This window comes from Saccharothrix sp. CCNWYY140, assembly GCF_037401995.1.
GTDB lineage: Bacteria > Actinomycetota > Actinomycetes > Mycobacteriales > Pseudonocardiaceae > Actinosynnema.
This window is the reverse complement of sequence record NZ_JBBEGC010000077.1, coordinates 20,649-34,101: the sequence shown is the minus strand read 5'-3', so window position 1 is coordinate 34,101 and position 13,453 is coordinate 20,649. Positions and strand designations below refer to the sequence as shown.

Sequence of the window (13,453 nt, the reverse complement as noted above, 5' to 3'; positions counted from 1 at the left end):
TTCGGGCGGGCCATACGGTGGGGGAACCGAGGCCCTCCACTTGTAGGTAACACCTACCGCGCGCTGCGCGCGCGAGGACCGCGCTGCGCGCGTGACAAGCGGCGCGGCCGGTGTGCTGTGGGGCGCGTGGGCCTGCGGCTGGCGGGTGGGACCGGCGTGAGGGTGGTGTGGGGCGCGTGGGTGGTGCGTTGCCGGGTGGGTTGTGGGTTTTGTGGTTTTAGGGGAGTAGTCGGCGGAGTAGTAGGTCTAGGCGGGCGTTGTGGTGGTCTGGGCGTAGGCGGGTGCTGCCTGTGAGGGTGGCTAGGCCGTGTAGGGCGCTCCATAGGGTTTCGGTGAGGGTTTCTACGTCGTCTTGGCCTGCCAAGGGTTTTACTACTGCTACGAAGGCGCCGAAGGCCGCTTTTAGCTCTTGTGGGGAGTCTGGGGTGCCGAAGGGGATGTTGGTGCGTTGCACGAACATCGCGTCGTAGAGGGCAGGGCAGGTTTTCGCGAAGTCCAGGTAGGCCTCGGCTACTGCTCGTAGGGCTTCTGCTGGGTTGTCGGGGTGGGCTGCTCGGGCTTCGGTCAGAGTTTTTGCCAGGTCGCCGCAGCCGTCCACGGCGACCGCCGAGACGATGGCGTCCTTGCCCTTGAAGTGGCTGTACAGCACGGGCTGGCTGTACTCGACGCGTTCGGCCAGTCGTCGTGTGGTCACTGCTTCCCAGCCTTCCGTCTCGGCCAGGTCGCGGGCGGCGGCGACGATCAGGCGGTGGCGGTCGGCTCGTTCGCGTTCTCGTCGCTGTTGGATGGACACAGGTCGAGGCTAGCACTGCTAGACAAACGAGCGGTGGTGTGACTAGTGTTGCTCGTGTCGCTAGCAGTGCTAGGAAGTGGAGCATGGATATGAAGCGTCTCAACACCGTTCTTGCCTCGTTGGTGGTTCTTGCGGGCTTCTACTTTGGTCTGAGCTTTTTGATCGGTGGGGCTGATGTGGCTGCTGGGTTTGGGATCTCGCCCTGGCCTACGGACGAGGGGGCTGGGTACTACATCGTCAAGGGCGTGCGGGACATCGCGTACGGGCTTACCGCGCTGGTCCTGCTGGTCATGGGGCACCGCAAGGCCCTGGGGTTTGTGATCTTGGCCGATGCGGTCATCCCGATCGGCGACTGCATCGCGGTGATGACCCACGGTGGGACGGTGGGGTACGCGTTGGGTGTGCACGGGTCGGCGGCGGTGTTGGTGATCCTGACGGGCGTGCTGCTGTTGGTTGAGCAGCGTCGCAAGTGATCAGGGGCGGCCGGCCATCAAGCCCATTCGGTACGCCATCGCGATGGCTTGGGTTCGGTCGTGCAGGCCCAGTTTGGCTAAGGCGTGGGAGATGTGCGACTTGACTGTGGCCTGGCTGCGGTGGATGGCCTTGGCGGCCTGGTCGGTGGTCAGGCCGCTGGCCAGGAGGCGCAGGACCTCTAGTTCTCGTGCGGTGAGGAGTTCGAAGCGGGCGGTGCCTTGGGGGGTTGGGGTGGGGAGGCGGAGGGTGAGTTGGTCCAGGACGTGGCCGGCTAGTGAAGGGGCTACGAAACCCTTGCCCTCGGCTACGGCGCGGACTGCCTCTACGACGTGTCTGGCGGAGTCGCTGCACAGGAGCAAGCCTCTGGCACCGTCTCGGATCGCGCGTTCCAGCTCGTCGGCGGACGCCTCTCGGCACAGCACCACGACGGGTAGGCCGGTGAACTCCGGGCCGGCGTGGCCGCCGACGACCAGGTCCGGTTGGGTGTGGTGGCGGATGTCGGCCAGGTCGTCGCCTGGTGCGGTCTCGCCTACCACGGTGATGTCCGGTTGGGCGTCGAGCACTATCCGCAGGCCGGTGCGGATCAGTTCGTTGTCCTCGTCCAGCAGCACCCGGTAGGGCGGTGCCGCGCCGTTGCGGCACGTCTGTGAAGCCATCCACTCGCCCCCTAACGCAAATCCGGTGGGCAGGGCCCGATGATGCCTCCCGCGATGTGGGAACCGCATCGGCGCGGCCCGGATCGGCGGTACCACCGGCTTCGGGGTTCCGCCGACCCGGACCGGCCGGGTAGCGCGCTGTGACCGGGGCCTCACCTGTACGGCGGTTGCAGGGTGGGGGTGGTGTGGGGGCGGCGCAGCTGGTCCACGGCGGCGGGCAGGGTGTGTGAACGGTCTCGTGGGGCCAGGGCGCTGAGGGTGCCTCGGTGTTCGCGGTACCAGGACAGGCGGCCGGAGCGTCGGGTGGTCAGTTCGCGTACTTGGTCTCGGTAGCGGTCTACGACTCGTTGCACGGCTGTGGTCGGGTCGGCTGTTGGGTCGGCGCCTTTGCTGTGCAGGCGGACCAGGGCGGCTACGCGGTATCTGTTGTGGGGTAAGGGTTCTAGTAGGCCCGCGTCTACCAGGCGCTCGGCTGTGCAGCGTGCGTTGCCTTCGGTGGTGTCCAGGAGGGCTGCCACTGTTGTTGCGGTGACGACCGGTAGGTCTAGTTCGGCTAGCAGGGTTAGTGCTGTGACTGCCGTTTGGTCGCCCTCGGCTTGCAACCGGTGTGTGCAGGTGGTGAGGAGTTCCTGGATGCCGGTGAGGACTTCTAGGCGTTGGCTTGGGTCGGCCAGGCGGTCGGCCAGGTCGGCGATTGTCCACTCTGGACGGGAGGCTAGGCGGCCTCCGGCTGCTCGGACGGCTGGGGGGAGGCATTCGCACCATGTGGCTACGGTGGCGGCGTGGTGGGGTTCGGCGTCTACGCGTTCTGCGCCTACTACTTGGCGTAGCAAGCCTATGGCGGCTGCGATTGGAAGTCGGCTCAGTCGTAGTTGGCGGTAGCCGTCTGCTGCGCCTGTGGCGGTGCGGCTGGTCAGGACGGCTGTGCAACCCGGTGGTAGCAACGGTTTTACCTGGTGTAGGTCGCGGACGTCGTCCAGCACCAGGAGGATTCGGCGGGCTGTGGTCAGGGTTGCCCACTGTGCGGCCAGGTCGTGGTTGGGGTGAGTGCCGAAGGCGGTGAGGACTGTGGCTAGGGCGTCGGTGGGGTTTAGTGGGGTGTCGGTCGAGCCGCGCAGGTTCAGGTATAGGCGGCCGTCGGGGAAGTGGTCGGCGACTGCGTGTGCTGCTCGTAGGGCTACTGCGCTTTTGCCGGTGCCGGCCATGCCGTGGACCGTGCACACTGCGCCGTCTCGCAGGGCAGACGCCACCGCCTTGACCTCGTTTTCGCGGCCGTGGAAGACCGGGTCGGGCGCGGGTAGGAGGTTTGGTGCGGGAGGTGGGGGTGGGGTGGTGCGGAGGACGACGTCTTCGGCGAGGATGCGGCGCTGTAGGTCGCGTAGGGGTTTGCTGGGTTCCACGCCCAACTCGTCGATGAGCAGTCGTCGCAGGTCGCGGTATGCGCCCAGGGCGTCGGCCTGTTGTCCTGAGCGGTACAGGGCCACCATCAGGTGTTCGTGCAGGCGTTCCCGCAGTGGGTGTTGGGAGATGATCAGCTTCAACTCCGGCAGCACCTCGTCGGGGTCGCCCAGTTCGATGCGGAGTCCTAGGCGCATTTCCTCGACGGTGAGGCGGGATTCCTCCAGTCGCGCCCGTTCGGCCATGACTGATTGGGTGAATGAGATGTCCGCCAAAGGCTCGCCGCGCCACAGGTCGACGGCCGCTGTGAACGCCTCCAGCGCGCCCGGCAGGTCGTCCGCCGCCCGTCGCGCGCGGCCCAGGCCCACCAGTCGCTGGTACTCCAGCAGGTCCAGGGCTTCGGGCGGGACCGTGAGCTGGTAGCCGCCGGGGCGGGTGACCAGCGCGTTCCCCTCCTCGCCGAGAGCGGCGCGCAACCGCCACACGCAGCCCGCCAGCAGGTTCTTCACCCGCGCGTACGGACGGTCGCCCCACAGCTCGGCGTGCAGCTGGGCCACCGGGACCACGCGGTTGGCGTGCAGCAGCAGGACCGCCAGCAGCGTGCGCTGCTTGGTCGACCCGATCGACCGCCACCTGTCGCCGGAGCGGAACTCGACCGGCCCCAACAATCGGAACCGGATTCCGCCGAACGCCGGAGTCGCCAACGATCCTCCCCAGTCGGGTCGTCGGAATAACCGTGGTGGTCAACAATCGCACAGCGGCATTCCGGGAAACACCCGGACAATGGTGGGAGAACACCTCCACCTAAGGCGCTGTCACGCCTTGGGTGGTTACCTCGGAAGACGAGCGCGCCTCCACTTTCGGAGGAGACGCGACCAGCGCGGCCAGGGCGAGCCGGTCGACCTTGCCGTTGGCGTTGACCGGGAACGCGTCGAAGTGCCGGTAGGCGAAGGGCAGCATGTAGACCGGCAGCCGGCGGCCCGCGGTCTCCGCCAGGTCGCGGTCCAGGCCGGGGGTGCCGGTGTAGCAGGCGTGCAGGACCAGGTCGCCGCCGTCGCCGGGCACCGCGACCACCACGGCGTCGTGCACCCGCTCGTGCCCGCGCAGCACGCCCTCGATCTCGCCCAGCTCGACCCGGTAGCCGCTGATCTTGACCTGGTGGTCCACCCGGCCCACGTGCACCAGCACGCCGCCCTCCTCGCGGACCCGGTCGCCGGTGCGGTACCAGGACTGCGAGGTCGGGTCGCCGGGCGGGGAGAACCGGCCGGTGTTGGCCGTCGGGTCCACGTAACCGTCGAACCGCTGTTCGCCGCGTACGTACAGCTCGCCTTCAGGGGCGGGGCGGCCGTCCTCGTCCAGTACCACTGCGTCCACGTGGGGGAAGACGCGGCCGATCGGCAGTGTGCCGTTGGACGTCTGCGGCCACCGGGCGGGGTCGGCGGGGAGGCGGTAGTCGGTGACGGTGATCGTGGTTTCGGTGGGGCCGTAGACGTTGACGATCGTGCTGTTGGGGGCGGCGGTCGCCCATGCCTTGGCCTGTTCGTGGGTCAGGCGTTCGCCGCCGAAGATGCTCCAGCGCAGGCCGGGCATGACGTTGGGGCGCAAGGCGCGTAGTCGGCGGGCGATGGAAATGACGGAGGGGACGGAGAACCAGTGTGTGATGCCGCAGCCGGCGACGAACCGCACTGGGACCAGGAGTTCGTCGGCCTGTGGGACCACGACGGTCGCGCCGGATGTCCAGGACGCGAACAGGTCGAAGACGGAGATGTCGAAGGTCAGGTCCGCTGCCTGGGACAGCCGTGCGCCGGGGCCTACCTCGTAGCGTTCGGCGCAGAACGGCAGGTAGGTGGCTAGGTTGCGGTGCCTGATCGGGACGCCTTTGGGGGTGCCGGTCGAGCCGGAGGTGAACAGCACGTAGGCCACGCCGTCCGGGTTGTCCGGGATCGGGCCGTGGTGGGGTGGCGGGAGGTCTTTGAGGGTGGTGGTTGTTGTTCGGGTGCCGGCTATGACCGCGTCGGCGGTTTCCGCGCCTCGGTCGTCGACCACGAGGACGTCTACGCCGGTTTGCGCGCACATGTACCTGTTGCGTGCCACGGGGAATGCCGGGTTCAGGGGGACTACCGTCGCGCCGAGTCGTAGTGCGCCCAGGTATCCGGCGTAGGCGGGGAGGCTGCGGGCGGCTAGCAGGCCTACCGCGCGTGGGGTGCCGCTTTCGGCGAGTCGTGCGGCGGTGCGGTCGGCCAAGTCGAGCAGTTCGCGGTAGGTAAGGGTGTGGTCGCCGACCTCCAGGGCCGTGAGGTCGGGGTGTTTTGCGGCGGTTTCGGCGATGCGGGCGAACAGCGTCACGGGGTCCTCCTGAGGCGGCGGACGGCGTCGGCTACCGCGGGGCTGTGCACGACACCCCAGTGGTCGGTGTTCACCCGCACGACGTGGGTGTCTCCGGCGAGCCTGGTGCGCCAGTGGTCCACGTCGGCGTCGGTGATGTCGGCGGCGATCACGACGGCGGGCGCGGCGACGGTCCGGGTCGAGGTGTGGGCGGCGCCGGCTCGGGCGTGGCGGCGGTAGGCGTGCCAGCGTTCGACCAGCGCCCAGGCGGGGACTTCCGCGCCGGCCACGGCCAGGCAGGCGGCCAGGGCGCGGACGGCCAGGTCTTCGTCGTCGCTGCTGGGCGGTGCGATGTCGGGGGGCAGGTCGAGGGAGGCGGCGAAACCGGCCGGGGTGGGGTGGTCGGGGTGGCCGGTCGGGGGTGGGGTGTCGATGAGCAGGAGGGCGGTGTCGGTGGCCAGCTCGTGGGCCACCAGGCCGCCGAAGGACCAGCCGGCGACGACGTCGGGTCTCAGGCCGGCGGCGTCGAGGTCGGCGCGGTAGGTGGCGGCCAGGTCGGTGACCGTGGTGTGGGTGGTGCGGTCCTGGGAGGCGGTGATGTGCCAGTCGGGGAGGGCGTCGACGAGCGTGCGGAAGTCCTGGGGTGAGCCGCCGGCGCCGTGGACCAGGTGCAGGTGCGGGCCGTTGGTGTCGTTGAGGACGACCAGGGTGGTGTCGGGGGTGGTGGTGCCGGCGAGTTGTTCGGTGATGCGGCGCGGGGTGGGGTCGGCGAGCCAGGTGACCAGGTCGAGGCGGGTGCCGGTGGCGGTGTCGAGCGCGGCGGCCAGGTGGAGGACGGTGAGGGAGCTGCCACCGTCGGCGAAGAAGTCCTGGTCGGGGGTGGTGGGTGGGTGGCCGAGGACTTGTTCCCAGGCGTGGACGACCGCTGGGGCGAGGACTTGTTCCCAGGCGGGGACTGCTGGGACTGGGGCTGGCTGTGGCCTCCGGCCCCCGGTTCCATTGTCCCATGAGGGACCGACAAAACCGGGGGTGGCGGGAGTGGGGCGGGTGTCGGTGGTTTTGGTGCGGGTGGGGAGGGAGGTGATGGGGTGGTGCGGGTCGGCGGCCAGGACGGTGTCGAGGTCGTGGAGCAGGCGCAAGGCGGTGCTGCGGTCGTAGCGGTCGGTGTTGTACTCGGTCTCGACGACGATGCCGGTGTCCGTGTCCCAGTAGCCGAGGGTGAAGTCGGTTCGGGCGGCGCGGTTGGGGCTTTGGTGTGCGGTCAGGGGGATGGTGCCCAGGTGTAGGCCGGCGGAGAGGGGACCCAGGTAGGTCAGGACGATCGGGGGCATGTCGCCCAGGGCCGCCCTGGTGGGGTCCGGGAGTTCGGCGAAGACCTTGGGGTAGGGCGCGGCCTGGTGGGAGAGCAACTGCCACAGCGAGTCGCGGGCTCGACCGACCACGTCGGTGACGGTGTCGTCGTCGGTGACGGTGGCTCGGGCCACCACCAGGTTCGTCAGGTAGCCGACGAGCTTCTGGTCGCGGGCGGTCAGACGGTTCGCGGCAGGGGTGCCCACCGTGACGTCGCCGCCGGCGCCGCCTCGGGCCAGGACGGCTTGTAGTGCGCCCAACACGACCGCGAACGATGTGGTGCCCGCTGTTTTGGCGTGGACGTCCAGGCCGTGCGTGGCCTCGGGGCTGAGGGTGTAGCGCAGGGTTGTGCCCGGACTGCCCGGTCTGGCACGGGTGGGGCGGTCCGGGGCGACAGTCACCGCGGAAGCGCCGTCCAGCGCGGTCCGCCAGTGCTCGACGGCCTTGCGCCACTTGCCCCGCTCGCCGGCGGCGTGCTGGTCGGCGGCGTACTGGGCGAAGGAGGGGGCGGTCTCGAAGGTCGGGTGGTCGCCCCGCAAAGCCTGCTCGTAGGCGGTGGAGAGGCCGTCGAGGACCAGGCGGATGGCCCAACCGTCCACAATGGAGTGGTGGGCGGTGAGGAGCAGTTCGTGCTCGTCGGCCACTTGGACGGTCACCAGGCGGGCCAGGGGCGGGTGGTCCAGCGGCAGGGGCTCGTCGTGGACCTCCTCGGCGATCCGCGCCAGCAGAGAAGGGACCGGGAGCGAGCCGGGGTCGTCCACGACGACCGAGCGCACGGGCGCGGCCACCCCCTCCGTCACGACCGCACGCACCGCGCCGTCCGTCGAGACCAGGGCCATGCGCAGGGCGTCGTGCCGGTCCACCACCGCCTGCCACGCCGTGCGCAGCGCGGTCGGGTCCGGCGGCGACGCGCAGCCCAGCCGCCACGTGACGTGGTAGACCGACTTGCGCGCCGCCCGCTGGTGCACCCACCACAGCGCCTCCTGCGCCGGGGTGGCCGGGACCTCCGTTAAAGCCGGCACCTCAGTCACGGGCGGCCTCGAACTGCGCGGTCAGCTTCTTGCGGTCCACCTTGCCCACCGTGGTCAGCGGGATGGTGTCGCGGCGGTGGAAGCCGCGCGGGTGCATGTACCGGGGGAGACCGGCCAGCAGCTCGGCGAACTCCGCCGCGGGCACCTCCGCCCCCGTGTACAGGGCGTGCAGGTCCACCTCGCCGTCGGCGGCGGTCACGGTGATCACCACGACCTCGACCACGGCGGGGTGCTTGCGCAGCGCCGACTCGATCTCGCCCAGCTCGACCCGGTTGCCGCGGATCTTCACCTGCTCGTCGATGCGGCCCAGCAGCACCAGTTCGCCGTGCTCGATCCGGCACCGGTCGCCGGTGCGGTAGTAGTGCGCCGGTGTCAAGGGCTCCGACCCGTCGTACAGGGCGCCCCGCCCGTCCTCGAACCGCACGAACCGGCCCACGTTCTCGCCCGGGTCCAGGTAGCCGGGGAACCGCTGCCGGCCGCGCAGGCACAGCTCGCCGTCGTCGGAGGCCCGCAGGTCCTCGTCCAGCAGCACCCAGTCCACGTTCGGGAACGGGTGCCCCAGCGGGATGTACCGGTTGGACACGTCCGGCCAGTCGGCGCGGTCGCGCGGCACCACGTACCCGGTCACGATGACCGTTGCCTCCGACGGCCCGTAGCAGTTCTGGACCTTCGAGTTCGGCGCCGCCGCCGACCACGCCTCCGCCTGCTCGAAGGTCAGCCCCTCGCCGCCGAACTGGCTGCTGCGCAGCGTCGGCATCGACCCCGGCGCCAGCGCCCGCAGCCGCTTGGCGAACGAGATCAGCGACGGCACCGACAGCCAGTGCGTGAGCTGCTTCTCGTTGACGAACTTCACCGGCGTGAACACGTCGCTGTGCTGGGCGACGCACAGCGTGGACCCCGACGCCAACGCGCCGAAGATCTCGATCACCGACCCGTCGAAGGACATCTCGAACGTCTGCGACACGCGCGCGCCCGGCCCGAAACCGAACCGGGGGACGATCTCGTCCAGGAACGAGTCCATGCAGTCGTGCGTGACCTGCACGCCCTTGGGCTTGCCGGTCGTGCCGCTGGTGAAGATCAGGTACGCCACGTCGTCCGGCCCGCGCTCGGCCTGCGGCGGCACGGCCCCGCCGTGGGGGGACAGCATGGGCCGCCACCGCTCGCCGGTCAGGTCGAGCACCTGGCCGGGCGTCTTCTGCCGGTACTCGCCCGCGTCCGCGCCCGAGGTGTCGTCCACGACGGTCAGCTCCAGGCCGGCGTCCTCGGTGATGGTCAGGTTGCGCAGGGCCGGCGCGGCCGGGTTCAGCGGGACCGCGGTGGCCCCCAGCCGCAGCGCCGCCAGGTAGGCGACGTAGCTGACCGCGCAGCGGGACGTCAGCAGGCCGACCTTGGTGGGCGACGCCCCGCCCAGCGCCCCGCCCAGCGCCTCTGCCATGCGCGCGGACATCCACTCGGCCGCGTTCTCCAGCTCCGCGTAGGTGAGGTCGACCCCGTTCACCTCCAGGGCCATCCGGTCGGGGTTGGCGCGGGCGGCGGTCCGGAACCGTTCGTAGAGGGATCGGGTCGTCATCGTGCTGTCCTTCCCGGTGACGGCAGGACCCGGTCCTGGCCGCTCTCGATGTGCAGGAGGTTGCGAAACGTGAGCTCGACGAGGGTGTCCCGGGGCCGCCCGCGCCGAGCGGAGTCCACCGCGAACCGCAACGCCCCGGGCAGCTGCCGCCAGGCGTCGGCCGCGTCCTCCGCCCCGGCCCGCCGGTACCGGAACACGTGGTGCCCGGCCGCGCTCCACAGGTCGTCCAGGCACCCGGCGGCCCCGATCGGGTCCTGCTGGAACCGCTCGGCCAGGAACGGCAACACCTCGGCCGCCCCTCTCAGCCACCGCTCGCCGCCTTGTCGTACCCCAGTGGGAGAATGGAGACGGGGGCCGGAGGCCACGCCCGCCGCCGCACCAGGCTCACGCCGAAGCCACTTGCGCCCGCTCTCCGGCGCCGCGACCATGTGCCCGAACACCAGCGAGTCTCGGCGCACCTGCTCAGGCGACAACACCTCAGGCCCGTCCATCGCGCGCAACAGCACCGCGGTGTTCAAAACCCCCTCGAACGGCCGCTGCTCCCCGGTCGGCAGCAACCCGGCGAAGTGGTCCACCACGTGCCACGAGTCCCCCGACCGCCCCGCGACCAGCAGCCAGTGCGGCGCGGTCGCGGAGGTCTCGTACGACGGCGACCACGGCAGCCGGGCGTTGTCCACCACCACGACCACCCGCCCCCACCGATCCAGCTCGGCCTCCAGCCCCGCCACGGTCTCCGGAGAAGCGGTGTACCGCAGGACCGAGCCGTCCGGCAGGACGTCCAGAGGCGTGCGGTGGTGGGAGAAGGCGAGGTCGTCCGGCCGCACCGCCAACCGCACGGACTCCGCGAACCGGTCCGCCGCCGTGTCGTCGGCAGAAACCAGATAGGCCAACAGGTTCGCCGTGTAGCAACTCAGGCCGGAGAACACGACACCTCCCGGTAAGCGCAACTCGCCGGCACGGGACTCGGCAACCGGTGCCACCGCAACCCGTGCCACACGCCCGTGGCCTGCCCGACCTCCACCGGCACCGTCCACGGCAGCCCGCCGATCCCCGTCCCCTCCGCCTTCACGCACGCCTCCTGCGCGCTCCACATCCACGCGAACTCGACGTCCACAGTGGACAGTGCCTTCAGCTCCACCAGGGCGGTCGGCGTGCAGCACCGCCGCAACATCCCCTCCGACACCGGCAACGGCGGCTGCACGTCCACCCCGACGTCGACCCCCAACCCGACCGCCGCCGCGATCCACCCACCGTCGTGCGACAAGCTCACCGACAGCTCGGGCCACCCCGCCAGGTACGGCTGCCCGCTGTCCCGCGACGACACCGGCACCAGCGCGGCCTCCGGCGCCACCGACCCGAGCAGCCGCGCCAACAATCCCCGCGCCGCCAACCCGGCCGAAGCGCACGCCGCCCGCTCCACCGCCGCGAACACCCCCGGAGCCACGGCGAACACCCCCGAAACGGCCCCGAAAACACCCGAAGTCATCGCAACAACCCCTCCGCGTGCTCGGCGATCCCGGCCAACATCGCCCCCGAAGCACCCCCGGCCACCCCGAACATCGCCGCCTCGGCCCGCAACCCCGCCAAACCCCCGTCGGCGAACGACGAGGCACCCACGAGTTCCGCGCACACCGCCAGCACCCGGTCCAGCCCCTCGGCCACGGCGACCTTCACCACCATGCTGTCCACCAGGTCCCCCTCGCGGAACGACGAGCACAACGCCTCCACCCGCCGCGCCTCCACGAGCCCCCGCGCGAACCGGTCCCGCACCACGGCGTTGTCCCACGCCACCCCGGACCCCAACGGCCGCGCCAGCAACTCCCGCCGGGTCGCGGCCAACACCCGCCGGCACAGCGCGGCGGCCCACAACGCACCCGCCAACCGCTCGGTCGCCACGTGCCGCGCGAACACCGCCAACCCCCGCCCCGGCGCGCCCACGACCCAGTCCCGCCCCAGCGACACCCCGGAGAACTCCAGGTGCCCCACCCCGGCCCCGGCGAACGCCGCCCCGGCCGGCACCCGCGTCACCCCGGGCGTGTCCAACGGCACCAACACCCACAGGAAACTGGTGAAGTGCCGCTGCGGCCGGTGCCGGGCCAGGACCAACGCATAATCGGCGAAGACCGCATTGGTGATCCACCGCTTGCCGCCGTCCACCACGACCGAGTCCGCAGACAGCCGCGCGGTCGTCGTCAGGTCCATCAGGTCCGACCCCGCCGCGCCCGCGTCCGTGGCCGCCAGCGCCAGCACGACCGAGCCCTCCGCCGCCCGCGCACACACCTCGCCGACCGGCCCGACCGGCCCGTGCGAGCGCAAGATCGGCAACGCGGTGGCCACCTGCACGCACACCGACAGCACGACCCCCAGCGGGTACCGGGCGTCCAGGTCGGGCAGCAGCTCCCGCAGGACCTCCACCGGCCGGTCCCGGGCCAGCACCCCGGACCGGCCCAGGGAAGCCCACACCGCGCGCGCGTCGACGTCGAGGACGGCCTCAGGCAAGGCGGACCTCCGGGTCCAGCAGCACGGCCACCCCGTTGGCCAGCCGCAACCGGTCGTCGGCGTAGTTCAGCGACGCCGACCGCAGGTCCCGGAACACCCGCTCCAGCCCCAGCGCCGACCCGCGCAGGTAGCCGTGCCGCAGCCCGACGACCTCCACCAGCTGGTCCACCGCCGCGAAGCACTGCGACGCGGCCTGCACCTTCAGCGTGTTGACCAGCATCCGCACCGGCGGCGCGGACAGGTCCGCCGAGCCCTCCACCGCGCCCACGGTGTGCCGCAGCAGGGCGTGCACCACCTCCAGCCGCCCGCGCACGCCCGCCAACCGGGTCAGCAGCAGGTCGGATTCGGTGTCGAACTGCTTGCGCCCCTCCGGCGACCGGATGTGCCCGACCACCCGGGACAACGCGCCCGCCGCCGCGCCCAGCCACGCCGCCGCCCACCCCAGGTGCGCCAACGGCCCGAAGGTCGCCGTCACGATGTCGCGGAACCCGCCGCGCGCACCCACCACCTGCGTCACCGGCACCGCCCCGGTCAACCGCATCGGCACGCTGCGGGTGGCCCGCATCCCCAGCGGGTCCCAGCCGCCCAGCACCGACACCTCCAGCTGGTCGCGCCGCGCGTAGACCAGGGACACCTGGCTGGGCGAGGCCGCGTCCGGGGCCAGCGCGGTGATCAGGTAGGCGTCGGCGTGCTCGCCGCCGGTCACGATCGGCGCGTCGCGGTCCACCCGCAGCACCTCGTCGTCCCCGGTCGTCGCCGACTCCGACACCAGCAGGTGCCCGCCCTTGCCGCGTTCGGTGGTCACCGACCCCAGGTACAGCTCGCCGCGCCCCAGCGCGGGCAGCACCTCCTCGCGCAGCGACGGACCGGCGTGCCGGACGAGCGTCGCCGCCTGCTGGCAGTGCATGGCGAACACCATCGCCACCGACATGTCCTCGCGGGCCAGCCGCTGGGTCACGTCCACCACCTCGGCGTACCCGCCGCCCATGCCGCCGTGCTCGCCCGGCACCACCAGCCCGAGCAACCCCGACGACCGCAATGCCTCCAGCGACCGCACCGGGAACCGCGCCTCGGCGTCGGCCTCGGCGGCCTCCTCGGCCACGACCGCCAGCACCTCCTCCAGCGTCAGCACTGGCGCGCCCCCGAGATCGCCGCCCACAGGCTGCCGGCCGTGGCGAAGGTGGTGTCGGTGAGCAGCTCGTCGGGCAGCGACACCTGGTAGGTGTCCTCGATGGCGAACAGCAGCTCGATGGCCTGCATGGAGTCCAGGCCCAGGTCGCGCAGCGACGATTCCAGCGTGAGCTCGGCGCCGCCCGCGTACTTCAGGAACGGTCGCAGCATGTCCGCGAAGCGGGGA

12 protein-coding genes are annotated in these 13,453 nt (G+C 71.2%); 1 reads left to right on the top strand and 11 read right to left on the bottom strand.

Annotation, left to right across the window (positions count from 1 at the left end; genetic code table 11):
• Window positions 1-217: 217 nt before the first annotated feature.
• Window positions 218-793 (bottom strand): TetR/AcrR family transcriptional regulator, encoded by a 576-nt coding sequence (locus WBN91_RS27390; RefSeq protein ID WP_337722291.1) that lies wholly within the window; start codon window positions 791-793, stop codon window positions 218-220.
• An 89-nt stretch (window positions 794-882) separates the two neighbouring features.
• Between WBN91_RS27390 and WBN91_RS27385 the strand changes: the two genes are divergently transcribed.
• Entirely contained in the window at window positions 883-1,266 is a 384-nt protein-coding gene (locus WBN91_RS27385; protein WP_337722292.1) for a DUF4267 domain-containing protein, read from the top strand.
• On the opposite strand, the gene WBN91_RS27380 is transcribed toward WBN91_RS27385, so the two are convergent.
• From WBN91_RS27380 to WBN91_RS27335, 10 genes are all read right to left on the bottom strand, one after another.
• Complete coding sequence (locus tag WBN91_RS27380; protein WP_337722293.1) at window positions 1,267-1,923, bottom strand: response regulator transcription factor; 657 nt, start codon at window positions 1,921-1,923, stop codon at window positions 1,267-1,269.
• 152 nt (window positions 1,924-2,075) lie between these two features.
• Entirely contained in the window at window positions 2,076-4,025 is a 1,950-nt protein-coding gene (locus tag WBN91_RS27375; RefSeq protein WP_337722294.1) for an AfsR/SARP family transcriptional regulator, read from the bottom strand.
• A 100-nt stretch (window positions 4,026-4,125) separates the two neighbouring features.
• Window positions 4,126-5,667, bottom strand: a complete 1,542-nt coding sequence (locus WBN91_RS27370) for an amino acid adenylation domain-containing protein (protein WP_337722295.1) — start codon at window positions 5,665-5,667, stop codon at window positions 4,126-4,128.
• Entirely contained in the window at window positions 5,664-8,027 is a 2,364-nt protein-coding gene (locus WBN91_RS27365; RefSeq protein ID WP_337722296.1) for a condensation domain-containing protein, read from the bottom strand. Before WBN91_RS27365 ends, WBN91_RS27370 begins: the two co-directional genes overlap by 4 nt.
• A complete protein-coding gene (locus tag WBN91_RS27360; RefSeq protein WP_337722297.1) occupies window positions 8,020-9,597 on the bottom strand; it encodes an AMP-binding protein in 1,578 nt (525 codons plus the stop codon). Before WBN91_RS27360 ends, WBN91_RS27365 begins: the two co-directional genes overlap by 8 nt.
• Window positions 9,594-10,523 carry a hypothetical protein gene (locus tag WBN91_RS27355; protein WP_337722298.1) on the bottom strand — a complete coding sequence of 310 codons (930 nt, stop codon included), beginning with the start codon at window positions 10,521-10,523 and terminating at the stop codon, window positions 9,594-9,596. The genes WBN91_RS27360 and WBN91_RS27355 overlap by 4 nt, the downstream gene beginning before the upstream one ends.
• Window positions 10,508-11,083, bottom strand: coding sequence for a 4'-phosphopantetheinyl transferase family protein (locus WBN91_RS27350; protein WP_337722299.1), 576 nt, complete (start codon window positions 11,081-11,083; stop codon window positions 10,508-10,510). The genes WBN91_RS27355 and WBN91_RS27350 overlap by 16 nt, the downstream gene beginning before the upstream one ends.
• Window positions 11,080-12,096, bottom strand: coding sequence for an acyl-CoA dehydrogenase family protein (locus tag WBN91_RS27345; RefSeq protein WP_337722300.1), 1,017 nt, complete (start codon window positions 12,094-12,096; stop codon window positions 11,080-11,082). Before WBN91_RS27345 ends, WBN91_RS27350 begins: the two co-directional genes overlap by 4 nt.
• Entirely contained in the window at window positions 12,089-13,228 is a 1,140-nt protein-coding gene (locus WBN91_RS27340) for an acyl-CoA dehydrogenase family protein (protein WP_337722301.1), read from the bottom strand. The genes WBN91_RS27345 and WBN91_RS27340 overlap by 8 nt, the downstream gene beginning before the upstream one ends.
• Window positions 13,222-13,437: an acyl carrier protein gene (locus WBN91_RS27335; RefSeq protein WP_337722302.1), complete on the bottom strand. Its 216-nt coding sequence runs from the start codon at window positions 13,435-13,437 to the stop codon at window positions 13,222-13,224. The genes WBN91_RS27340 and WBN91_RS27335 overlap by 7 nt, the downstream gene beginning before the upstream one ends.
• Window positions 13,438-13,453: the final 16 nt, after the last annotated feature.